We start from the raw sequence: 23,014 nt of genomic DNA, 5'->3' as shown, positions 1-23,014 counted from the left end.
GCTCGTGCCTCGCTGAAGAGAATGACGATTTCAAAGCATAAAAAAACGGAGACCGAAGTCTCCGTTTTCTAAAGCTTATGTATGGCTTTCTCTGTTACGAGAAAGGGGGATGATTACATCATACCGCCCATGCCCCCCATACCGCCCATGCCACCCATATCAGGCATTGCAGGGCCAGAATCTTGTGGCTTATCAGTGATCATCGCTTCTGTTGTAATCATAAGACCAGCAACTGATGCTGCGAACTGAAGTGCAGAACGCGTTACCTTCGTTGGATCTAGGATACCCATAGCGATCATGTCGCCGTATTCACCCGTAGCCGCGTTGTAACCGTAGTTACCTTCGCCAGCACGAACGTTGTTAGCAACAACTGATTCTTCATCACCTGCGTTCTTAGTGATTTGGCGAATAGGCGCTTCCATTGCACGTAGTGCAACGCGGATACCTACGTTTTGCTCTTCGTTGTCGCCTTCAAGGCCAGAAACTTTAGATGCAGCGCGGATAAGTGCAACACCACCACCAGCAACCACACCCTCTTCAACAGCAGCGCGAGTTGCGTGAAGTGCATCTTCAACGCGGTCTTTCTTCTCTTTCATCTCAACTTCAGTAGCAGCGCCAACTTTGATTACCGCAACACCGCCAGCTAACTTAGCTACGCGCTCTTGAAGTTTTTCTTTGTCGTAGTCAGACGTTGCATCTTCGATTTGTTGACGAATTTGAGAAACGCGACCTTTGATCATCACTTCATCGCCCGCACCATCAATGATGGTTGAGTTTTCTTTAGTGATCGTAATGCGCTTAGCTTGACCTAGGTCTTCTAGCGTTACTTTTTCAAGGTCTAGACCGATCTCTTCAGAGATAACTGTGCCGCCCGTTAGGATAGCGATGTCTTGCAGCATTGATTTACGACGGTCGCCGAAACCAGGTGCTTTAACCGCAGCTACTTTCACGATACCACGCATGTTGTTCACAACAAGAGTCGCTAGCGCTTCGCCTTCTACATCTTCAGCGATGATAAGAAGTGGACGTGAAGCTTTAGCAACTGCTTCTAGAGTCGGAAGAAGTTCACGGATGTTCGAAACTTTCTTGTCGATTAGAAGAATGAATGGGCTTTCAAGATCAACAGAACCCGCTTCTTGGTTGTTGATGAAGTAAGGAGACAGGTAACCGCGGTCGAACTGCATACCTTCAACTACGTCTAGCTCGTCTTGCAGAGCCTGACCTTCTTCAACCGTAATTACGCCATCACGACCTACTTTTTCCATCGCTTCAGCAATTATGTTACCAACTGTCGAATCAGAGTTCGCAGAGATAGTACCTACTTGCGCGATAGCTTTCGTGTCTGAACAAGGAACAGAAAGGTTCTTCAGCTCTTCAACAGCCGCGATAACCGCTTTGTCGATGCCGCGCTTAAGATCCATTGGGTTCATGCCAGCAGCAACGGCTTTTAGGCCTTCAGCAATAATAGACTGAGCCAATACTGTTGCTGTAGTTGTTCCGTCGCCCGCCGCGTCATTCGCTTGCGAAGCCACTTCTTTAACCATTTGTGCGCCCATGTTTTGGAACTTGTCTTCAAGTTCGATTTCACGTGCAACAGAAACACCATCTTTAGTGATCGTTGGTGCGCCAAATGATTTGTCTAGAACAACGTTACGGCCTTTAGGACCCAACGTTACTTTTACTGCGTCAGCCAGAACGTTTACACCTTCTAGCATTTTAATACGTGCGTCGTTACCAAATTTAACGTCTTTAGCAGCCATCTTAATTTCCTTTAAAATTCTTTATTCAGTCAGTTCAGTTTTATGGGTCGGATTATTCAACGATCGCCATGATGTCGTTTTCAGACATGATCAGAACTTCTTTGCCGTCGATCTTTTCAGTTTTAGTGCCGTAGCCTTCAGAGAAGATAACGGTATCGCCAACTTTAACGTCCAATGGTTGTACTGAACCATTTTCTAAAATGCGGCCTTTGCCAACAGCTAGAATAGTACCGCGAGTTGATTTTTCAGCGGCAGAACCAGTTAGAACGATGCCACCAGCAGATTTAGATTCAACTTCTTGGCGCTCAACGATAACTCGGTCGTGTAGAGGACGGATATTCATCGGTCGTATCTCCTGATAATTTCCATTTAATTTGATAGTTGCCACGATTGGCATGGGGTTAAAGAGTATGTTGGGGCAATGTGAAAGATCCCAAGGGGGGAAGGGGAAAATTGTGATCTAAAAGGCAGATTCGAACTGCTCATCTTTTCCTGCTTTTCATTTACTCATATCCCACATCTGTTTATCCTACGGTTTTAGTTCCAACGGCGTTTTACATGCAAGATAAGCATGGGCTTCTCACGGCCCCGATAGCACTAACTCTACGCACCATGACCATACCGACCATATTCGGTATGGTGGCGATCTTGATGTTTAACCTTGTCGATACTTTCTTTATCTCATTGCTCGGTACCCAAGCCCTTGCAGCCGTCAGTTTCACCTTCCCTGTTACCTTTGCCATCAACTGCATCACCATGGGTATAGGCATTGGCTTATCGACGTGTATAGGGCGGTTACTTGGCCAAGGCTGCGCACAAAATGCGGCAAGGTTTACCTGTCACGGCTTATTACTTGCGGTGCTTCTTGTTGGTTTTGCATCAACACTGGGCCTAGTAACACTAGAGCCTATGTTTACTCTATTAGGTGCTAAACCTGAGTTACTGCCACTGATATCCGAATACATGTTAGTCTGGTATTTAGCGATACCGCTGCTTGTTATTCCTATGGCAGGGAACAGTGCGATACGAGCGAGTGGCGATACCAAAACACCCGCCAAGATCATGATGCTGGCCGGCCTTATTAACGGCATTCTCGACCCACTGCTGATCTTCGGTTACGGGCCTTTCCCTGAGCTAGGGATTCAAGGCGCAGCCATTGCTAGCGGATTCAGTTGGTTTGGTGCGTTGTGTGGCTCACTGTATGTATTAACCATACGAGAAAAGCTGCTTGCTCCGCCCAAACTAAAAAATCTCATCGATGACTGGAAACAGATCTTAACCATCGGCACACCCGCCGCCCTTTCCAATGCCCTGAATCCAATTGCTGGCGCTATTATCATGATGATGTTAGCTAAACAAGGAACCGAAGCTGTAGCTGCTTATGGTGCAGCCCAGCGTATTGAATCGATTTTGATCATCGTGTTGATGTCTTTAACCTCTGCCCTCACGCCTTTTATGGCGCAAAACTTTGGCGCTGATAATCCACAGCGTAGTTTCAAAGCTCTGTTTTTAAGCATGCGCTTTGCCGTAATGTTCCAAGGGCTAATTTTCTTAATGATGGTGCCATTGAGCATCCCTTTAGCTACCCTATTTTCTCAAGAAGAATCCGTACGAGGCATCTTGTGGCACTACCTGTTAGTTGTGCCGTTTAGCTATGGATTCCAAGGGATTGTAATGATGCTGATCAGCGCGATGAATGCCATGCATCAACCACTCAAAGCCTTTCAGTGGAGCTTTATGCGACTGTTTGTATTCACATTGCCATTCGCTTGGATCGGCAGCCAGATTGATGGCGTCGAAGGGTTGTTTATCGGCTTAGCATTGGGGAACATCATGGGTGGCATTTCAGGGTATTTGTTTGCGCTTCGTATAAGGGTTAAAGCAGATGCGGGATGCGAATAAACGGGATGCGAAGAGCCTAAAAATCAGATGCGAGATTCGAAGAGCTTGAGAGCAGAAAAAGACTAGAAGAAGAGCGATGACATGGAAGACACCACTTACAAAATGTTCTATGACGCACCGATTGGCAAGATGATCATTGTTAGTAATGGTGTGTCGCTTATTGAAATTGACCATGTAAATCATGAAGAGCTAATGACTAGTAATCCAGATGAGCTTTGCCAACTGGCGACGAAACAGTTAGATGAGTACTTTGCAAGTCAACGAACAGAATTCGATTTGCCATTAAGAGCGATAAAAGGCACTGATTTTCAAAAAGCAGCTTGACAGGCTTTAACAACCATTCCTTATGGAGAAACCATCAGCTACGGCGAACAAGCGAAAAGAATGGATAACCCAAAAGCTGTAAGAGCGGTGGGTGGTGCAAATGGCAAGAACCCATTTAGTATTGTTGTACCCTGCCATCGAGTCATCGGCGCAAATGGCACATTAACTGGCTACACCGGCGGCATGAACCGCAAAGAATGGTTACTGGATTTTGAGCGTTCGGTTCTGACTCAAGCTAGCAAATAAGTCTCTGTCATTCCCTACAGCGAGGGACGAACGTGATAGGGAATCTCTCTTTATGTTGAACACCGGATATAACAAGCAATACTAGACATAAGATTCCAGATACAAAAAACGGCTACACTCACACGCAGCCGTTCTAGTATTCGATGAAAGTCAAAACTATTTATCTAAAACAGTAATTACTTAACGATCACGTCACCTGACATTTCAACTGGGATATCAATACCAGACAGAGAAAGCATTGTTGGTGCTAAGTCAGACAGTTTACCGCCTTCTTTGAACTCAACGTCTTTGTTACCTACGTAGATAAGTGGAACTGGTAGGTTAGTGTGCGCCGTGTGGATGCCGCCCGTTTCTGGGTTTACCATCATTTCCGCGTTACCGTGGTCAGCGGTGATAAGCAGTTGGCCGTCCGCTTCTTTGATTGCTTGAACCACTTTACCAAGACATTCGTCTAGCGACTCTACCGCTTTAATCGCTGCATCGTAAACGCCTGTGTGGCCAACCATGTCACAGTTAGGGAAGTTACAAACGATCGCGTCGTATTTACCGCCTTTGATTGCTGCAACAAGCTTTTCAGTCAGCTCTGGTGCGCTCATTTCTGGCTGTAGGTCGTACGTTGCCACTTTTGGAGAAGCAACAAGCTGACGCTCTTCGCCTTCAAACTCCTCCTCCTTACCGCCGTTGAAGAAGAAAGTCACGTGTGCGTATTTCTCTGTTTCCGAGATACGTAGCTGTGTTTTGCCTTCCTTCGATAACCATTCACCGTAGGTGTTCTCTAGAGAAGCCGGTGGGAATGCACATAGAAGTGGAATGTCTGCTGCGTATTGAGTCAGCATCACGAAATCGATCGCTGGGAATACGTTACGAGCAAAACCGTCGAAGCTAGGCACGAATGCACGTGTGATTTCACGCGCACGGTCAGCACGGTAGTTCATGAAGATAACCGCATCGCCATCAACAATAGCTGCAGACTCTTCGCCCTCTGCTTTAATTTCAGTCGCTTTCACGAACTCATCGTTTTCGTCACGAGCGTAAGCCGATTCTAGGCCTGCAACCGCCGTGTCGAATGTGTATTCCGCTTTTGCTTGAGTAAGCAAGTCGTACGATTCTTGAACGCGATCCCAGTTATTATCACGGTCCATTGCGTAGTAACGACCAATAAGAGAAGCAACACGGCCTTTACCCAGTTTAGCGAATAGCTCTTGGAAACGTGTAAGTGTGTTTTCTGCGCTACGTGGCGGCGTATCACGACCGTCTAGGAAAGCGTGTAGGTAGATTTTCTCTGCGCCACGCTCTGCTGCCATTTCAACAGCTGCGTAGATGTGATCTTCATGAGAGTGAACGCCACCTGGAGACATAAGGCCCATGATGTGAACCGCTTTGTCTGCTTTAACCGCTTTATCAACAGCATTCACTAGCGCTTCAGTTTGAGCGAATTCGCCGTCTGCGATTGATTTAGTAATACGCGTTAGATCTTGGTATACCACGCGACCCGCACCGATGTTGGTGTGACCCACTTCAGAGTTACCCATTTGGCCATCAGGTAGGCCTACATCTAAGCCAGAAGCCGAGATTAGCGTGTTAGGTTGATTAGCAATAAGACCGTCTAATACAGGTGTATTAGCGTTCGCGATAGCGTTGTCTTGGTTGTCTTCACGGTAACCGTAACCGTCAAGGATCACTAGAGCCATTGGCTTCTTAGCTGACATAGGACTGACCTCGTTCAATTCAAAATAAATCGGTATAAAAACAAATTAGCGTAATTTTACTACAGTTTACAGTCAAAACTGTAGCGGAAGATCAAGAAACGTCGCAGGTAAGATGATCGGATATGAAAAAAAATGTCATTTGCATTTTTATTCTTCCAATCAAGAACGTTCAATCAGTGATAAAGCGTTCATAAAGTCTCATGTACAACCGAGAAAGATCACGTAGATTCTACCTTACTCTTTTCTATCGAATCCAAATACACTAAAATTCACGAAACATACTCAATTAGGCTTAGTCGTGCTCCTTCCTTTACTTGATCTCTCGTTCTTATTTTTCTTTTCTCTTGCGACTATATTCATTTTACGTAAGTTTGCTAAAAAAATCGGTCTCGTAGATAAACCCGACTCTCGTAAGTTTCATAGCGGAGCGATACCACTCGTTGGCGGCATTTCAATTTGTATCTCACTTCTCTACTTTCTACTGAACAACCCAAACATTTTACCACATACCCCCCTCTATGCTGCATGTGTTCTCATCTTAGTCGGGGTAGGTTCTTTAGATGATAAGTTTGATTTAAGCTTCAAGCTACGCTTCATTATCCAAGCTGGATTATCTGTTGCCATGATGATGATTGGTAACATTGAGCTAAAAACGATTGGGGATGTACTTGGCAGTGGAGAAATCATTACGTTAGGTTGGTTTGGCTACTTAGTTACTATTTTTGCGGTAGTTGGAGCAATAAACGCATTTAATATGGTTGATGGGATTGACGGTCTACTAGGAGGGTTATCAGTGGTAACCTTTGGAGGTTTGGGGCTAATGCTTGCGTATGATGGGCAGTACAACCTCTCATATATATGCCTAGTATTAATAGTAGTTATCATCCCTTACATACTACTCAACTTAGGTGCATTTGGACGAAAAAGAAAAGTATTTATGGGAGATGCTGGAAGCATGCTGATCGGGTTTACGGTTATCTGGCTTCTGCTTTTATCAAGCCAAAATGGAACATCTCCCCCCCTACGTCCCGTTACAGCTCTGTGGTTAATTGCTGTCCCACTAATGGATATGACTGCAATAATGATACGAAGGGTACGCCGTGGTGATTCCCCATTCAAACCGGATCGAGAGCACCTACATCATATCTTTCAAAGGTTAGGACTCAGCCCAAATCAAACACTAGTTTCGATATGCTCCATAGCAGCTTTATTCGCAGCTGTCGGAATTGGTGCCGAAATAAACGGTGTTCCCGAATACATTATGCTTTATTTATTTTTGGCATGCTTCCTGCTGTACGTAAAACTACTAAGTAAGAAGCGACAGCAGGCACATAAATAAACTAAGACTTCGAGTACTTGCAGATAAAGTGTATCACCTCTTTTTCAATGGTATATTTCGATAACGTTTTAGGCTCGCCAGGCACAATGGGTAACGCACCATAAGGCCCTATCGGACACACCGACTGGCTATAAACAATTTTTAATTGATGGATTGATAACCACATGAAAGTACTACATATTTACCGTACTTGCTACCCTGAAACAAAAGGGGGATTAGAACAAGCTATTCGTTATATTTGTAAGGGCAGTAGTGAGCAAGGTATCGAAAATACCATTCTAACATTAGGTATTGAGAATAAAGAATATCATTTTGAAGGCACGCGAATTATCGTCGTCAAGAAAGACTTCGAGATATCATCTAACGGATTTTCATTCCGTCTAATTCGTCGATTTAGAGAACTAAGTAAGAAAAACGATATTATTCACTACCAATACCCTTGGCCTACAGGTGATTTACTCAGCATTTTTTCCGACAAAAAACCATCATTAGTCAGCTATCAATCTGATATTGTTAAACAAAAGTGGCTCAAAAAAATATACTTCCCTCTTGAGCAGTATTTTTTATCTAATGTTAATCGTATCATTGCGAGTTCACCTCAATATGCGCAAACAAGTAAAAATCTAATCAAGTATGCCAATAAAGTCGATACTATCCCTCTTGCGATCGATGAATCTACTTATCCAAAAATCAGTGAAGACGATATCAAAAAGTGGGAAGACTACGTTGGCAGAGATTTTTTCTTATTTGTAGGTGTGCTTCGATACTACAAAGGGCTGCAATACCTTCTTGAAGCAGCAAAATTAAATGGGTTACCTATTGTAATCGCTGGTGATGGTCCAGAAAGAGCCAATCTAGAAATGTATATAGAAAAGCACTCTCTTACCAATGTAACACTCGTTGGGTTTATTTCTGAAGAAGACAAAGTCGCACTTCACACACTTTCAAAAGCATTTGTTTTTCCGTCGCATTTACGCTCAGAAGCGTTTGGGATTTCATTAGTAGAAGCACAAATGTTTGGCAAGCCAATTGTAAGTGCAGATATTGGAACCGGTTCCTCTTATGTCAATATCAATGGAGAAACAGGGCTAACCGTTCCACCGGCAGACGGCTCACAGTTTTCAGAGGCTATGCAAAAATTGGAAAACGATGTATCACTCTGCCAAAAACTAGGAAGTAGTGCTCGTCAACATTTTGATAAAGAATTCACAGCTAAGCGCTATGCTGATAGTTATATTACGCTGTACCACAAACTAATCTCATCACATAATCATACAACAGAGTAAATCATGAACTTCTCGAGGTAGCAGACGCTATCTTGAGGAGTTGATCAACTGTATTTGACCACTTAAAACCTGAAGCCCTTTTTATACCACACTCTACCAACTTAGCTTTACGTTCAGGGTCCCTAATAAGCTCTAAGATCGCATTTGAAATGGAGACTTCGCTGCTAGGATCGACTAAAAGAGCTCCGTTTGCTGCAACCTCTGCTGTTGCGCCCACATTAGAGGTAATAACAGGAGCACCCGAAGCCATGGCTTCAATAACAGGCAAACCAAACCCCTCATATAGTGACGGATAAATAAAAGCACCGGCCGATGCATATAAACGCTTTAAGTCATCATCCGCTACGTACCCAGTAAATATTATTTGCCCACGCTCAACTAAGTCTTTCGCATTATCCATCAATTCTGCATTTTTCCAACCTTGATCTCCAACCAAAACTAAAGGGTACAACTTACGAACTGAATCAGGTAAAAGCTTAAAAGCATCAATTAGCTTGTTTAAGTTCTTTCTTGGCTCCAAGGTTGCAACACTAAGAAGAAATTTATCATGCTCTATTTCGAGCGATTTAAGTAAAATATCGCACTCTTTTTGGGAATGAGCCTTAAAACCGCCAGAAACTCCCAAGTACAATGTCGAACTTTTGCTTTTACTGCTAGGAAAGAAGTTATGAAGTTCATCTAAAATAAAATCAGAATCGACAACTATATGATCAGACCTAGCAATGGTTCCCTGCATTTTATCCTTTAAATATGAAACCCTTGTGGCCGGATGAAAGCTAGGGTGAGATAGGAAAGATAAATCATGAACAGTTGTAATGGTTGTTCCCGAATAATTAAATGGGACAAAACTCGGTTCAAAATACACATAGCCTTGATTCGCAAGTGTTTTTAATTGTTGTTGCGCCCGAAAAGAAAGCAAATAGCTTTTTAACTGATAAATGCCAGGAACAGATCTCAATAGCTCCACTAAAAGTCGCTTTTTAGGGCTTGGGGCGCTCTGGTCGGAACTTGGAAAGTGAAAGTAAGAAGCGAGATCCAATAGCGCATCACGAGTTAATAACTTTCCGTTTCTAATACCAACAACATCTATATCGTGAGAGAGCAATTCACTGAGAATATTAAGGGTATAGTATCCTATACCCGTTAATGGCATTCGTATTGGCGATACATTGATCAACAATTTATTTGGCATGATACATATCGGTCAAGGTTTTCTCTATATTGATCAAGGGGGCCTGACCTGTTAGTGACGCTAGTTTTGTATTATCTCCACCCAACACTTTAATCTCATTGTCACGAACAAAGTCAGGGTTGACTCTAACCTGGATACTATACCCTGCAATATTTTCCATCATCAAAATTATCGATTGCAACGAAATCACCTGACCAGAGCACAAATTCACAATCTCTGACTCAGCGTCTGACTCCAAAAGGTTTGCATAAGCTAACGCTATATCACGAACATCACTAAAGTCGCGAGATACATCTGTATTACCTAATTCTATCTCTAAAGCGTTTTTCTTGAAGTGAGATACTATTTTAGGGATTAAGAAATTTTCAGCTTGACCAGGACCAGTATAGTTAAATGGTCGGGTGATGATCATTGGGAATTGGTTAAACCAGAGCTTTGCCATATGCTCCATTGCAAGTTTGCTCATCGCATAATGATTAACTGGCGAAGGTAAAACTGATTCTGAGATGCGTTGTACATCTTCAGGGTTACCATAAATGTTCGCACTACTAGCAAAAACAACTTTATCTAATTCTAGCTTAAGCTCTTTCGCAGCTTCTAGTAAGTTCAGTGCACCAAAAACATTGACGTCATAAAACGCTTTTTGGTCAGAATGCCCAACAAATGATAATGCAGCAAGGTGAATAATATAATCTGGTCTCACTTCATTCAGGCATTCGACTACCGCATTGCGATCGGTCAGATCGCAAGCGACTTGGCCAGATTTGGCTTCACGGTATACTAACCCAATGACAGAGTAGCCCCTAGAGAGTAACTCTTTTTCTACATACTTACCGGTGAAGCCATCAACACCTGTTAACAATACTTTTTTCATAATTTCATCTCAAAAAAAATGGCAACAGAAAACTGCTGCCATTTAGCAAAAAAGGTTAAAGATTAGAACGAGAAACCTTGCTCGTTACGACGAAGATCTGCTTCAACCATCATTGCACATAGCTCTTCTAGTGTTGTTGTTGGTTCCCAACCAAGTTCTTTCTTCGCCTTTTCTGGGTTACCGATCAACAACTCTACTTCCGCAGGGCGATAGAATTTAGGGTTAATTCTCATCACAACTTTACCAGTAGCTTTATCTGTCGCGGTTTCGTTCTCTTCAGAGCCATTCCACTCTAGTTCAATATCAGCAGCTTTGAATGCCATCGTAACAAAATCACGGACTGTTTCAGTACGATTAGTAGCAAGAACATAAGTATCAGGCTTGTCTACTTGTAGCATACGCCACATACCTTCAACATAATCTTTTGCAAAGCCCCAATCGCGCTTCGCATCCATGTTACCAAGCTCAAGCACATCTAGCTTACCTAACTTGATTTTCGCTACAGAGTCAGTGATTTTACGTGTAACGAATTCTTGACCACGCAACGGTGATTCATGGTTAAACAAAATACCACTAGTAGCAAAAATGTCGTATGACTCACGGTAGTTAATCACCATCCAGTGCGCATACAGTTTTGCAACACCGTATGGGCTACGTGGATAGAATGGCGTAGATTCACGTTGAGGAATTTCTTGTACCTTACCAAACATCTCAGAAGTAGATGCTTGATAAAAACGAATTTTAGGGTTAACAATACGAATTGCTTCTAAAAGATTAACCGGACCAATACCCGTAATTTCAGCAGTAGTAAGAGGTTGGTCGAATGACACGCCCACGAAGCTTAGCGCTGCAAGGTTGTAAACTTCATCAGCCCCCGTGTTTTGTAATAGACGAATACTGCTAGACAAGTCTGTTAAATCGTATTCCACAAGCTCCAAATTAGGATGGTTCTCAATTCCTAACTCTTCGATACGCCAAAAGTTCACAGAACTTGTACGACGGTATGTACCGTATACTTTATAACCTTTTTCTAAAAGAAGTTCTGCTAGATAAGCCGCATCTTGGCCTGTAATCCCTGTTATTACTGCTGTTTTCATCAAGTTATACCTTTTACCAATTCACTTTAAGTGTTTATATCTCAATTAGATAATCAATTATATATTGAAGACGTCTGAACAACCAGATTATATAAAGCTTTCAAAATCACCAAGTAACTTTAGCCAACAACATTATCTTAAGTTGACGCTTAGCCGATCACTCTACGAGTGAGTTGTTCTTTATTGTTGCCTTGTACTAATTTCATCCCTGGGTGCTACTAAATGATGTCATCAAAATGCATTTTGGAGCAAGTGGATTCAAACAAGTCTTGAGTCCAATTAGACCTTATATCGTAACGTATCCCAAGACTTTCCTCTACCTCCAATTCGAGCTTTAACTAACGAACTTTCCCAATGAATGAACCAACGAAGAAGTTACAACAAATCGATTTCGACTCAGATTGCCAACCTACAGCGACCTTGCGCATTTAACCGTTCAGTCGTAAGACAGTCTGCTACCGTGAAAGATATTGTCAACGATTCTCACAGAAAAAATCAACGAGAGAAAACCCAAACTTTATACACAAAATAAGTAATCAAGGGAAGAACCGTACTGATTAAGACGATTCCAATCAAATAATGCCAGTTCATAGCCTCAGCCAACGATGAGAACAACACCGTACCAATAAGAGCGGTAGCTGACGCGAGAAGGAATTTTAAATACTTTGATACACTGACCTTGGAAAAAAATACCCAATAAGCATTCATAAAATACGAAAGGATGTTCGTAATAAAAAAAGCTATTATATTAGAAAGCACTGGATTTAATCGCACTATTTCTACAGCTAGAATGACTAATGTCGTATGCACCAACGTATTGACAACGCCAATCGTCCCAAACTTAATCAAGCTTTTATATCTAAAAAAATACCGAGCTAAGATACTCATACTATTTAATTATTTTCCTAGCTATATAAACTGGTCTATTTTTAACCTCTGAATAAGTCCGACCTAAATATTCTCCCAAGACACCAATACCGATCAATTGTATCCCTCCAATAAATAGGATTGTTACCATTATTGAAGCAAAACCTGGAGTATCGACACCAAAAACTAACGTTTTAAAAACCAAAAACAAAGCGTACATTATAGAAAGTAAAGAAATAGTAAGCCCCAAATATGACCATGCTCTTAATGGAATGGTACTATAGCTAGTGATACCTTCCAAAGCAAAGTTCCATAACTTCCATGTGTTAAAACTTGTTTCCCCTGAAGCCCGGCTTTCTACATTATACTCTATAGTAACTGACCTAAATCCGACCCAGGCAAATACGCCTTTCATAAAGCGGTGAGACTCTTTCAACTTATTGACTTCAGCCACAACAATGGCATCCATTAATCTAAAGTCCCCAACACCGGATGGTACTTCAATGTCTGATATAAGATTATGAAACTTATAAAAAGCATTTGCTGTGATTTTTTGGATTCTAGTATCTGTATCTCTATTTGCTCTCTTGGCTAAAACAACTTCATGACCTTCTTCCCATAAACGCACCATTTCAGGAATTTTTTCGGGAGGGTGCTGTAAATCAGAATCAATTACAACAACAAGATCACCGTTCGCATTATCTAAACCCGCTGAAAGAGCAGCCTCTTTACCAAAATTTCTGGACAAATCAACTACGCAAACTCCTTTATAGCGAGCCTGCATATCGACTAATCTGTCATAGGTTTGATCTGTACTGCCATCATTTATCGCGATAATTTCTAAATTGTAGTTATCCAAATCCTTGTCGAATATAGTAACAATCCGAGAAAAAAAAGCTTCCACCCCATCCTCCTCATTATAAAAAGGAGAAACCACACTCACCAACTTATTTTCCACGTCTATACCTTTTGGTTTTAGGTCAAATGCCAATACACTATGTGAAAACATAGCTATATATTATATTCATAGCTAAGTGCTACTTATTCACGCGACAAATGTGCATCCCAGGCTCCAACTTACAGATGATTTTTACATCTTTAGGGAATAAACCCTGGATACTTGTAACATTAGGATAATCATCTGAAGCAAAAACAAAAGCTGAAGATTCATTTATCGCTAAAGATATTTCTTCTTCAACATCCGAACAAGACGCTTGGTATCTAGCTATATACCCCGTGTTCAGCTTGATATCACGTTCAGATGCATATTTCATGAGAGGTAATAATGTATTATGAGGAGAAGACTTTGTCGGACATCGGAATTTAGGGTAAAAATAAATCATACTAACCCCCTCTCCCGTCGCTAACTCTACTTTTGAAGGCGTAAGAATAGAGGTGCTATTTTGAGACACCACACTAGAAAACACGTTAACCCGACCTTTCAAATCTACAATATGAATAGCAGTAAAAATTAGGATTATACCAAGCCCAAAATATCTTTTGCTTGTGCTTGTGCAGTATCTTGAAATCACGACAATAGAATAAATAGCGATGGCGTATCCTACAGGCCAAAAAAATCGCCCCGAAGCCCTAAATTGAGACGTAATACTATCCATAAAACTTGGGTATGGAACATTTATTATATTATATGAACCAAAATACACCTTATTAGACAGAGCATATGCAGTAAACAAAAAAACCAAAAAAAACATAAATTTATGCTTACGTAAACATCCAAAATTATTGCCCATATCCAGGGTAATAGCTAATGGAAACAAAGCCAAAAGACCAGCTCCTAAATAATTAAAACCTTCCCCTTGCCCTGGCATGGTAACAGCATTAATTCTAAATAAATCCCCCCCTAAAAAAGGCGAAAGAATATTCATGGAATATAAACCAAAACCTCCATCACCAACTACACCAGATGAAGAAAAAGGTAGTAATGTAATTAACATAGAAGAAAGCACCATTAATGCAGGTGAAACTACAAAAATGATATTTTGTTTGAGGTTATAGTACTTCCAAAGGTGAGAAACTGACGCTATATAAATACAAAAGCTCATTACAAACAAGTAAACATTAATATAAAAAGCACACAGTAAAAGCAACATAGCCGATTTAAACTGAAGCTCCCCTAACTTAGTCGACCGAACATACAAGCAGAAAGAAAATAAAAGCAGCCAATGTGACATCAAAGATATATGCCCCATTCGAGCCATTAGGGCAGGGCTAAATACAAAAAACACGGTCAGTGCTACTAGAGCGACCAAAGAGTTTATTTTTAGCTCTCTTAGAATCCACCAAGCACCAACACCTTGCATCAAATAACAAAAAAACACCCAGTAACCAAAAGGATTAAACGGAAAATAACTTTCTGGAACTAAGACCTTAAGGATAACTGAATAAATAGGAATTATATCAACAAACGTAGCTCTTGTTCCGTAAGGGTAGTTAAATGTATCGAATGACAACAGTGGCCACGACCATGGAGCATCAAAATAAGCATTAAAGCCTGCCACATACTGAGTAATATCAGAGTTTTCTGACAACCAATAACTAGAATCACCTGAAACAAACCCATCTGGCAATATAAAAACTAAAGATAAAGAAATACAGATCAGACTAAAAAGTAGTGCACTAAAAGAATCAGAACAAAAAACTAATACACCACTACTTATTCCCTTTGACTTATTAAATACACTCACCTTATTATTATCCTCCGCAATAATAAAATTTACATAAAAACGTTACAATTCAAAATAAATATTAAAGTAACTATTTACCAAATAAAATAAATTAAGGTTAGAGGTATTTACACTCTCTAACCTAAAAATATCAAACTGTCGTCTAGTAATTATAGAGCGTAAAAGTCTTTAATATACTTTGAAACCAATTCGACATCGCCCCTTTCCATCCCAAAGTAGAGAGGGAGCCTGATTAGCTTTTCACTTTCATTAGTTGTATATTTGTCGTCACCACAGAACTCTCCAAACTCTAACCCTGCAGATGCCGTGTGCAATGGTACATAATGAAAAACGGCTGAAACTTCCCGTTCTTTCAAATAATTTAGCAGTTCTGTTCTAACATCTAATGCCTGGCATTTAAAGTAGAACATATGAGCGTTATTAGTCGCAAATTCAGGAATTGAAGGCAACTCAATAAGCCCTTTATTTTCAAGTTCTTCCAAGTAATTTTGATAGTAGCTCCAAGTCACAAGACGGTCGGTATTTATACGCTCTAACTCTAGGAGTTGCCCATAGAGATATGCGGCTTGAATCTCGGAAGGTAGAAAACTAGATCCAATATCAACCCATGAATACTTATCCACATTTCCTCGAAAGAACTTACTACGATTGGTGCCTTTTTCTCGAATAATTTCGGCTCTTTCAACAAACCTTTTATCGTTGACAATGAGAGCTCCTCCCTCACCGCCACTGGTTACGTTCTTCGTTTCGTGGAAACTAAATGCACCAAAGTGCCCAATGCTGCCTAACTGCTTACCTTTATAAGCATTACCAATAGCTTGCGCTGCATCTTCTACAACAAATAAGTTATGCTCATTTGCAATCGACATGATCGCATCCATATCGCAGGCAACCCCGGCGTAGTGAACAGGGACTATAACCTTGGTTCTTTCGGTGACTGCAGCTGCAATACAAACAGGGTCAATGTTCATCGTATCTTTTTGCACATCGACAAAAATTATCTTTGCGCCTCTGAGCACAAACGCATTAGCCGTTGAAACAAAAGTATAACTAGGTACGATGACCTCATCACCTTCTTTTAGATCAATTAATAACGCAGCCAGCTCTAACGCAGCAGTGCAAGAGGGAGTGAGTAACGCTTTTTCGCACCCCGTCAAATCTTCAAGTAACTTCTCAGACTTCTTACAAAAAACGCCATCCCCACAAAGCTTTTGGGACGAGATCGCGTCTGAAATATATTGTAACTCCGTACCTAAAACAGGCGCTTTATTAAATCGAATCATAACCTACTTCCTAATAACTCTCTGATAACTACTGTCTGTAAATGTTGGCACCATTGCTTATTTTCCAGATAAAAAAGAAAAGCGTGCGTATACCTGATTCAAACATGTCCTGATCGCTAGCTTAATGCCCCATAAATTTACGCGCATTGATAACGTACCTCAAGCAATGTCTAAGGCGATCCGTTATATATATCATAAAGCTACCAAAACTTTTACATAAACCAACTTAGACTCTGCCATCGCAACTATAGATAAACACCACACCCAAACTAAGTGGAAAAATTTCTTCACCTAGAAGACCCGACAATAAAAGCACATAGCGTTTCTTAATTAAGGGAAAAAATCTACTGTGCCTCTATAGGCTTGATAGCTAGTCTGAATGCAACTGCTAGTTCACATAAAATCTAAATATTCATAAATTGGTGAAAGACATAGTTGAAGTATACCGTTTAGGTTCAAAAACAGACAAAAAATTTCAAATAACAGCGTATTTTAACTATAATAGCTAACAGCACCATCACGACCTCATGATCAGATACTCAAAATAAGTGCACAGAAAATGGTATTGGCACACCCTAAAATTCGAGTTTCTGTCATTAAATTTACTAATTTCAATCTAAAAAGAGCTATTACTTAATACTCTATCCTTAATGTAGACGGCAGGTATACCACCAACAACGGTATAAGGTTCAACATTTTTCGTAACAACACTTCCTGCCGCAACAATAGCCCCTTCTCCAATGGTTACCCCTTGCAACACTGTCGCATTACCACCAATCCAAACGTTGTCTTCCACAACAATTGAAGCGGAATTATCAGGTAAACTAATATCTCTACCATCGTGGCCTGCTGCAAAAAACCTGATTGCTGGCCCTAATCGCACATTATTTGCAATTGTAATCTTGGTGCTAGCCTTATCATGCCACGATGTATAAAACTCACACCCTCGATTAATTGAAACATCCTGCCCCAAATATATTGTCGATGGATAACGAAAGTACACATTGGAGTCAATAAACACGTTGTGGCTATATTGCCCCAATAGACACCGCCAAACCGGTCCCCTGAAAACAGGAGGCAGAAAGAATATGACACTGTGTATTATATTGATTCCGTATGAATAGTGTAAAAATGCGAATCGAAGAATGTTTTTTTTCATGAAATATTACACCATATAAACTGATACACCAATGAACACTAAAACAGCTCCCATAAATTGATTACAAGTCACATTTTCTTTTAAGAAAAAACGTGTCATGAAAAGCACTACTAGGCCATTCAAACTTGTCGCCATATACACAACATCCACAGATAAATACTGTAAAGCATTAAAACTGATAATTGGCGCTAACATCAATAGCGCGACTGTAAAAAACAAAGTGATTTTGCTTTTATTCCTACTGTACTCTTTATAAGTTACAACTCCTATTGAGGTTGCCAAAATAGCAGCAAAAACAAATAAGTAACCAATTAGCATTTTCTTTTTGAAACCTCCATCAAATAAAGCCCGGAAAGTATAATCCCCAGACCTACGACTTTCTGAAGAGTCAGTTCAGCCTCCCCTGTAGCAACCGCATAAATGAAAATCAAAGGAAAAAACATGGCTGTTAATGGGTATGTTTTTGATAGATCATAACGACGGTTCAACCAGCCCCATGCAATAAACTTGATAACATTCAAAAAAACTACGGTAGCAATAACTGCGATACCTACCCAGCTAAACAACTCAACTTGAGATGCTGATTCACTCAAAATAACCGATGTTAGAAAGGTTAAAAACACCGTAAATAAGACAGAGACAATTCGCATAATCAATTTCTAACGTTCAAAGTCAGGATACTGGCCTAAATATAAAAAAGTATCTCTATAATAATCGTAGAGGTACTCCATCACTTCCTCTGGTGGCTTTTCTTTATTTGAGCTAGTATTTTCAGCCCTAAAGAAGCTTTTCGGTTCATATTTATGATCAACACCTAAAAACTTGTAGGTTCTTGACAAGCTTAATAGATGCTTAGTTAAATTTTCTGTCGAAAGAATGAGTAAGCTATCTTTAGGGAAATACTTCTCATACAAGTCAATATAATTTTTATACAAGCCCCTGCCTAAATAATCGAACGGGTCTGTGGACAATACGGACGTTAGCGAAGGAGCCTGTTCTCTATTTAGGATAGCATCACAAATCCCTCTACTTTCCAGGCCATTACTAACTGAAAAGTGATAATTTGACAATGCTCTTTCAACGGGGTTTCGTAAGACCATAATAATCTTGGCTTCAGGAAACATAGTGGATATTCTTTGAGCAGCTAATTCTGACTCAATATAAGTTGTGCTTTTTTCACCGCACGCAAGGATGTCACTTTCAACATTTGAAAAATATTTTGATAAGTAGCTGTGCTTGTTATCGTCAAATTCATCACCTAAAAAGTGTTTAGGCTCAGGTCTAACGGGCTCGGCCATCGCTATCTGAGGGTGTTGCTGTAACATTTTATAGAGCCATGTTGTACTGCTTCGTTGAGCCCCTACAATAAAAAACTGGTTCATTCGACTTCCTCTGATACGTGATAAGCGCAATCATGGGACAAAGTTTTTGAAATTCGTATAACATATTCACCCAGTACCCCAAGCAATAAGATAACAAACCCATTCAAAAATGACAGTAATGCAACTAATGTTGTCCAACCTTGTACACTACTTCCAAAAAGCAATTGATTAACTATCATAAAAAGTCCCCAAATAAAACTAACAATAGATATACCCCCACCGAGTATTGATAGCGCTTTAAGTGGATAAGATGAATAATTAAAAAGTAACCGGCTGACAAGTATAAGTATTTTCCCTAAAGAATAATTGGACTCACCATCATCCCTTTTAGCGTGTTTAGTCATAGTATTGCCTATTTTACTGGCGTGCATTAGTAATAGACCAGGGATGTAAGGTTCGTTTACACGATATTTGATAATGCGCTGAGCCAAAGCTTGCGTAAATATTCTAAAATTAGTAAGTACAATATCATCAGGTTTATTGAATATTTTGTTATTTAAAACATCAATTAGTTTCGTTCCTAAGCGTCTATAAGGTGCATGTTTTTTTTCTTCAAACTCAGCAAAAACCAGATCATAACCTTCATTTATTTTTTCTACTAACTTACAAATTTCGCTTGGCGGATTCTGTAAGTCATCGTCCATGGTAACAATATAGTCACCCGTCGCTTTCTCAATTCCACACATTACGGCCGTATGTTGGCCATAATTCTTTACGAGATTAATAGCCTTAACCTGAACTATATCAGTTGCTAATTTCGAGATAACTCTCCAGCTGTCATCGGGACTGCCATCATTGACCAGAATGATTTCATAGTCATGTGTAATTTGAGATACATAAGGAATGATTTCATTCACTGTCTTCTCGACGAATAACTGGCTTTTGTAAACTGGGATAACTATTGATAACTTCACTAAGAATACCTTTAAAACTCAAACTAAAAACCAAAACCGCTAGATCTCTACCATAGACTTTACTATTCAACTCCGGCCTTAATGCAACCTTAAACTTTACGCACGAATAAAACAGCTCGTTTCAAACAAACCATCGTAATTTCCAGCATCTACCCAAACAAGTTCCGCCCTAGCAACTCAACGTTAAATTACCAGGACGACTATTGGCTAGTAACTCAGGATATTACAAATTCAGTTACATTAACCACTGGGTTATCATAGGTAATCCAATCTCTTACCGAAAACCGCATGAGAGGGAGGTCCGTTGGTGTGTTTTTTTTACTTACAATGTTTTAATTAACACTATCCAAGCAACTACCTGAAAGCTCAAAATTTGATATAGCAAACGATACTTTTCTCGTATCTTTTGAATCAACTTGATAAGGCGGTTTATTACTTTTCATATAGATACCAAAACCGCCAGGAGGCACATCAAAAGTCTGCAATATTTGATTCAACCGCCCAGGGATTAATTCAACTTTATAAGACTCTCCTGATATTTCAAACTCAACCTCTCTAGGAACCAAGGTAGCAATCGAAAAATCCAGTTCACAAGAAACTGTATTCTCACTTTTGTTAGGAATAAACAAATTTGCATTGCCTTTAGCCCAAGAAAAATTACCCCATCCACCTTCCCATCCCCAAAAGTTATAATTAAGCACATCATCATTTAACTTAGGCTCTTCAACATACCCGAAAGGTTCTAAATTTACATCAACACCATACTTCAATACCTTAAAGTCAAAGATCCCGAAGGACACTTTCCTAGAGTCTTTAGACTTATCTTGACTAGAATTAACCGTAAAAGCTGGCTTATCGGTAGTAATGTCAATGTAAATACCTCCTGGTGGAATCTCAATATCACTGGAAAAGGGGGTTAACTGTTTAGGGATCAAATCTAACTTGTGCAAATCCCCCATAACAGAGAATTCTACGGTTCTCGGAACTAAAGTAGTTAAAGAAAATTCCAGCCTATAATTTAGAGAACTCTCTGTTCCGTTAGGGATAAACAATTTAGCATTGCCTTTAGCCCAAGAAAAGCTACCCCAACGACCTTCCCAGCCCCAAAAGTTCTCGTTCAGAATGCGAATAATAGGCCTTGGCCTTGAGTTTTCTTCTGCTAACAATTTAAAAAACACATAGCGCCTAGTCTTATCTTCAATGTAGGATTTTCCTAAATTATCTGATAAGGATTGAACTATACTAACTCCATTATCCTCATAACCAAACCTGTCAATTGTTATTCCTGAAAATCCAGATTTCTCCAATATTTTTAATTGAGTCTTTATGTCTAGTTTTAGTAGTTCTGTAATCCAATAGTCAGACTCTCTTCCACGAATAGCGCTATTTGTCCAACGAATTGAACTATCTGTTGAAAAATAGTTAACAAAACTATTGCTATAGCTGTGCATTCGAAATTTACGGGGCGATTCAGGGAAAGACATGTGAGGTAATTGCAGTACATTAGAACTTGCCGATAGCCGAAGTTCATTCTGAATAGCACCTACAAACACCTTTTGAGACTCTATTAGTTCAATATTTTTTTCATTAGCAGAAAAACTCATATTTTTACTAGATATATCCCACAAACCAATACAAAAAAACAAAACTATTGATGTAGATAAAATACACCTTTTTATTCTAGATGTCTTTGAATATAAATCATTAAGAAGAAAAGCAAGTAAAACCAGTGAAAATAAAGCTATGAATATCACACCTCTCCCATATCCTCGAATAGAAGGAGATATATATAATGCAAATAAGTAAGACAATCCAGAATAAGTCATCAACAATATCCCAGCGATGATGAGTATTGCATATCTTGATTTTATATTTTTTGTATTAACTTTTGTTATTAATATCAGCACTCCGAAAACTAATCCAATAACAGTAGCTATACCAAGAGAACCACCCGTGGCAAAATAATCAGCTGTCAAATTCTCTTGCACTAGCCAAGGGTGGCCTTGAACAGGAGAAAATAACTCCGAAATCCTCAAGGAATAGATTCGGCTTTCTTCTGCAATACGATTCGCCACTCCGGGGTTATTACCATTTAAATACTTAAAGTATAAAAAAGGAAAATACGAAATAAGAAAACCTGAAATTATAGTTGATAATAAAACAATCCCACTAACTAAGTGCCTAAGACTTCTATGAACAATACACGCCGAAAGTGTTATCACACAAATAAAATAACATATAAAAAATGAATAATAGAAGTTCCATACAGAAAAGAATAAAATAAAAATAATCTTTAATAGGTTAGAAAGTGAAAAATCTAACTTCGCACCCCTTTCGTGTTTCTTATAAAATACTGGAATATCATCCCATATCTTAGTTATAAAATAGAAGAAAAATGGTAAATAGAAATAATTTATATAATACACATGCCCAGTTCTATAAAAATGGAATGGTATAAACGAAAATAAAAGACTACATCCTACAGCAATAACAGGGGATATTGACAATTTTCTAAGAAAAATAAACATCCCGATAGAACAAAAGAAGTATGATGCTACGACATAGCTATTAAAAACAATAAAAACATTTTCACTGAACAGTGTAAAAAGTTTAATAAATAGATATTGAGCGGTATTAGGCCCACTAAAATCCCCCATGACAAAATCAAATGGCCCTCCCATCGTTGAAGAATGAGGAATCCCATATATAGGCCAGTCACCAGTTCCTATCATTTTTATCATTTGTAAAACATGAAGCGCATCACCAGAATATAAAATAGGATAATTCCAGTCTAATTCATTAAGGTCGTAACTATAGACTAAGTTCGCATACGTCAAGAACATAAGCAAAAGTGACCAAACGACATTTTCTAATTGTTTATTTTTAAAATCATCGCCCACGAAAAACTCTCTAATTTTATTTTTCATTAAACATTTCATATTAGAATAAAAGCCCTAAGAATATTTACATTATAT

At 39.6% G+C, this 23,014-nt stretch carries 18 protein-coding genes and 2 pseudogenes; 4 read left to right on the top strand and 16 right to left on the bottom strand.

Going from position 1 to position 23,014, the window contains the following annotated elements:
- Window positions 1-113 precede the first annotated feature (113 nt).
- Window positions 114-1,760, bottom strand: coding sequence for a chaperonin GroEL (gene groL / locus Q5H80_RS00970; RefSeq protein WP_304566559.1), 1,647 nt, complete (start codon window positions 1,758-1,760; stop codon window positions 114-116).
- 52 nt (window positions 1,761-1,812) lie between these two features.
- Window positions 1,813-2,103, bottom strand: a complete 291-nt coding sequence (locus Q5H80_RS00965) for a co-chaperone GroES (protein WP_004733324.1) — start codon at window positions 2,101-2,103, stop codon at window positions 1,813-1,815.
- A 215-nt stretch (window positions 2,104-2,318) separates the two neighbouring features.
- Between Q5H80_RS00965 and Q5H80_RS00960 the strand changes: the two genes are divergently transcribed.
- Window positions 2,319-3,662, top strand: a complete 1,344-nt coding sequence (locus Q5H80_RS00960; RefSeq protein ID WP_304566549.1) for an MATE family efflux transporter — start codon at window positions 2,319-2,321, stop codon at window positions 3,660-3,662.
- An 81-nt stretch (window positions 3,663-3,743) separates the two neighbouring features.
- Window positions 3,744-4,232, top strand: a pseudogene (locus Q5H80_RS00955) (methylated-DNA--[protein]-cysteine S-methyltransferase).
- 176 nt (window positions 4,233-4,408) lie between these two features.
- On the opposite strand, the gene gpmM reads toward Q5H80_RS00955, so the two are convergent.
- Entirely contained in the window at window positions 4,409-5,941 is a 1,533-nt protein-coding gene (gpmM, locus tag Q5H80_RS00950; RefSeq protein WP_304566548.1) for a 2,3-bisphosphoglycerate-independent phosphoglycerate mutase, read from the bottom strand.
- Between the two features lie 298 nt (window positions 5,942-6,239).
- On the opposite strand from gpmM, the gene wecA reads away from it, so the two are divergent.
- Complete coding sequence (wecA, locus tag Q5H80_RS00945) at window positions 6,240-7,280, top strand: UDP-N-acetylglucosamine--undecaprenyl-phosphate N-acetylglucosaminephosphotransferase (RefSeq protein ID WP_304566546.1); 1,041 nt, start codon at window positions 6,240-6,242, stop codon at window positions 7,278-7,280.
- 164 nt (window positions 7,281-7,444) lie between these two features.
- Window positions 7,445-8,566, top strand: coding sequence for a glycosyltransferase (locus Q5H80_RS00940; RefSeq protein WP_304566545.1), 1,122 nt, complete (start codon window positions 7,445-7,447; stop codon window positions 8,564-8,566).
- Window position 8,567: 1 nt separating this feature from the next.
- Here the strand turns inward: Q5H80_RS00940 and Q5H80_RS00935 are convergent, their stop codons facing one another.
- The 13 genes and pseudogenes from Q5H80_RS00935 to Q5H80_RS00880 form a co-directional block, all read right to left on the bottom strand.
- Entirely contained in the window at window positions 8,568-9,758 is a 1,191-nt protein-coding gene (locus Q5H80_RS00935) for a glycosyltransferase family 1 protein (protein ID WP_304566544.1), read from the bottom strand.
- A complete protein-coding gene (locus Q5H80_RS00930) occupies window positions 9,748-10,632 on the bottom strand; it encodes a GDP-mannose 4,6-dehydratase (protein ID WP_304566543.1) in 885 nt (294 codons plus the stop codon). The genes Q5H80_RS00935 and Q5H80_RS00930 overlap by 11 nt, the downstream gene beginning before the upstream one ends.
- Before the next feature lie 62 nt (window positions 10,633-10,694).
- Entirely contained in the window at window positions 10,695-11,729 is a 1,035-nt protein-coding gene (gene gmd, locus Q5H80_RS00925) for a GDP-mannose 4,6-dehydratase (RefSeq protein WP_102540610.1), read from the bottom strand.
- Between the two features lie 495 nt (window positions 11,730-12,224).
- On the bottom strand, window positions 12,225-12,617 hold the full coding sequence (locus Q5H80_RS21110) for a GtrA family protein (RefSeq protein ID WP_369809703.1): 393 nt from the start codon (window positions 12,615-12,617) through the stop codon (window positions 12,225-12,227).
- A 1-nt stretch (window position 12,618) separates the two neighbouring features.
- Window positions 12,619-13,554 carry a glycosyltransferase family 2 protein gene (locus Q5H80_RS00920; protein WP_304566540.1) on the bottom strand — a complete coding sequence of 312 codons (936 nt, stop codon included), beginning with the start codon at window positions 13,552-13,554 and terminating at the stop codon, window positions 12,619-12,621.
- A 79-nt stretch (window positions 13,555-13,633) separates the two neighbouring features.
- Window positions 13,634-15,301: a DUF6311 domain-containing protein gene (locus Q5H80_RS00915; protein ID WP_304566539.1), complete on the bottom strand. Its 1,668-nt coding sequence runs from the start codon at window positions 15,299-15,301 to the stop codon at window positions 13,634-13,636.
- Window positions 15,302-15,450: 149 nt separating this feature from the next.
- The gene (gene rffA / locus Q5H80_RS00910) at window positions 15,451-16,584 is read right to left on the bottom strand and encodes a dTDP-4-amino-4,6-dideoxygalactose transaminase (protein WP_304566537.1); all 1,134 of its coding nucleotides are present in this window, start codon (window positions 16,582-16,584) and stop codon (window positions 15,451-15,453) included.
- Between the two features lie 616 nt (window positions 16,585-17,200).
- Window positions 17,201-17,383, bottom strand: a pseudogene (locus tag Q5H80_RS21105) (DapH/DapD/GlmU-related protein); the annotation flags it as partial.
- A 366-nt stretch (window positions 17,384-17,749) separates the two neighbouring features.
- The gene (locus Q5H80_RS00900; protein WP_017097586.1) at window positions 17,750-18,061 is read right to left on the bottom strand and encodes an EamA family transporter; all 312 of its coding nucleotides are present in this window, start codon (window positions 18,059-18,061) and stop codon (window positions 17,750-17,752) included.
- A complete protein-coding gene (locus tag Q5H80_RS00895; protein WP_017097585.1) occupies window positions 18,055-18,393 on the bottom strand; it encodes a hypothetical protein in 339 nt (112 codons plus the stop codon). Before Q5H80_RS00895 ends, Q5H80_RS00900 begins: the two co-directional genes overlap by 7 nt.
- 9 nt (window positions 18,394-18,402) lie before the next feature.
- On the bottom strand, window positions 18,403-19,125 hold the full coding sequence (locus tag Q5H80_RS00890; protein ID WP_017097584.1) for a sulfotransferase: 723 nt from the start codon (window positions 19,123-19,125) through the stop codon (window positions 18,403-18,405).
- Window positions 19,122-20,039, bottom strand: a complete 918-nt coding sequence (locus Q5H80_RS00885; protein WP_304566531.1) for a glycosyltransferase family 2 protein — start codon at window positions 20,037-20,039, stop codon at window positions 19,122-19,124. The genes Q5H80_RS00890 and Q5H80_RS00885 overlap by 4 nt, the downstream gene beginning before the upstream one ends.
- Window positions 20,040-20,371: 332 nt before the next feature.
- A complete protein-coding gene (locus Q5H80_RS00880) occupies window positions 20,372-22,966 on the bottom strand; it encodes a hypothetical protein (protein ID WP_304566530.1) in 2,595 nt (864 codons plus the stop codon).
- Window positions 22,967-23,014 lie beyond the last annotated feature (48 nt).

It is taken from the genome of Vibrio sp. SNU_ST1 (assembly GCF_030563405.1).
In the GTDB taxonomy this organism is placed as follows: Bacteria; Pseudomonadota; Gammaproteobacteria; order Enterobacterales; family Vibrionaceae; genus Vibrio.
The sequence above is the reverse complement of the archived record's forward strand: the minus strand, read 5'-3'. Positions and strand labels throughout refer to the sequence as shown.

Excerpts from the sequence above, each read along its gene's own strand:
- groL (WP_304566559.1), bottom strand. The coding sequence starts at position 1,760 with ATGGCTGCTAAAGACGTTAAATTTGGTAACGACGCACGTATTAAAATG.
- Q5H80_RS00965 (WP_004733324.1), bottom strand. The coding sequence starts at position 2,103 with ATGAATATCCGTCCTCTACACGACCGAGTTATCGTTGAGCGCCAAGAA.
- Q5H80_RS00960 (WP_304566549.1), top strand. The coding sequence starts at position 2,319 with ATGCAAGATAAGCATGGGCTTCTCACGGCCCCGATAGCACTAACTCTA.
- gpmM (WP_304566548.1), bottom strand. The coding sequence starts at position 5,941 with ATGTCAGCTAAGAAGCCAATGGCTCTAGTGATCCTTGACGGTTACGGT.
- Q5H80_RS00940 (WP_304566545.1), top strand. The coding sequence starts at position 7,445 with ATGAAAGTACTACATATTTACCGTACTTGCTACCCTGAAACAAAAGGG.
- Q5H80_RS00935 (WP_304566544.1), bottom strand. The coding sequence starts at position 9,758 with ATGCCAAATAAATTGTTGATCAATGTATCGCCAATACGAATGCCATTA.
- Q5H80_RS00930 (WP_304566543.1), bottom strand. The coding sequence starts at position 10,632 with ATGAAAAAAGTATTGTTAACAGGTGTTGATGGCTTCACCGGTAAGTAT.
- gmd (WP_102540610.1), bottom strand. The coding sequence starts at position 11,729 with ATGAAAACAGCAGTAATAACAGGGATTACAGGCCAAGATGCGGCTTAT.
- Q5H80_RS21110 (WP_369809703.1), bottom strand. The coding sequence starts at position 12,617 with ATGAGTATCTTAGCTCGGTATTTTTTTAGATATAAAAGCTTGATTAAG.
- rffA (WP_304566537.1), bottom strand. The coding sequence starts at position 16,584 with ATGATTCGATTTAATAAAGCGCCTGTTTTAGGTACGGAGTTACAATAT.
- Q5H80_RS00900 (WP_017097586.1), bottom strand. The coding sequence starts at position 18,061 with ATGCTAATTGGTTACTTATTTGTTTTTGCTGCTATTTTGGCAACCTCA.
- Q5H80_RS00895 (WP_017097585.1), bottom strand. The coding sequence starts at position 18,393 with ATGCGAATTGTCTCTGTCTTATTTACGGTGTTTTTAACCTTTCTAACA.
- Q5H80_RS00890 (WP_017097584.1), bottom strand. The coding sequence starts at position 19,125 with ATGAACCAGTTTTTTATTGTAGGGGCTCAACGAAGCAGTACAACATGG.
- Q5H80_RS00880 (WP_304566530.1), bottom strand. The coding sequence starts at position 22,966 with ATGAAAAATAAAATTAGAGAGTTTTTCGTGGGCGATGATTTTAAAAAT.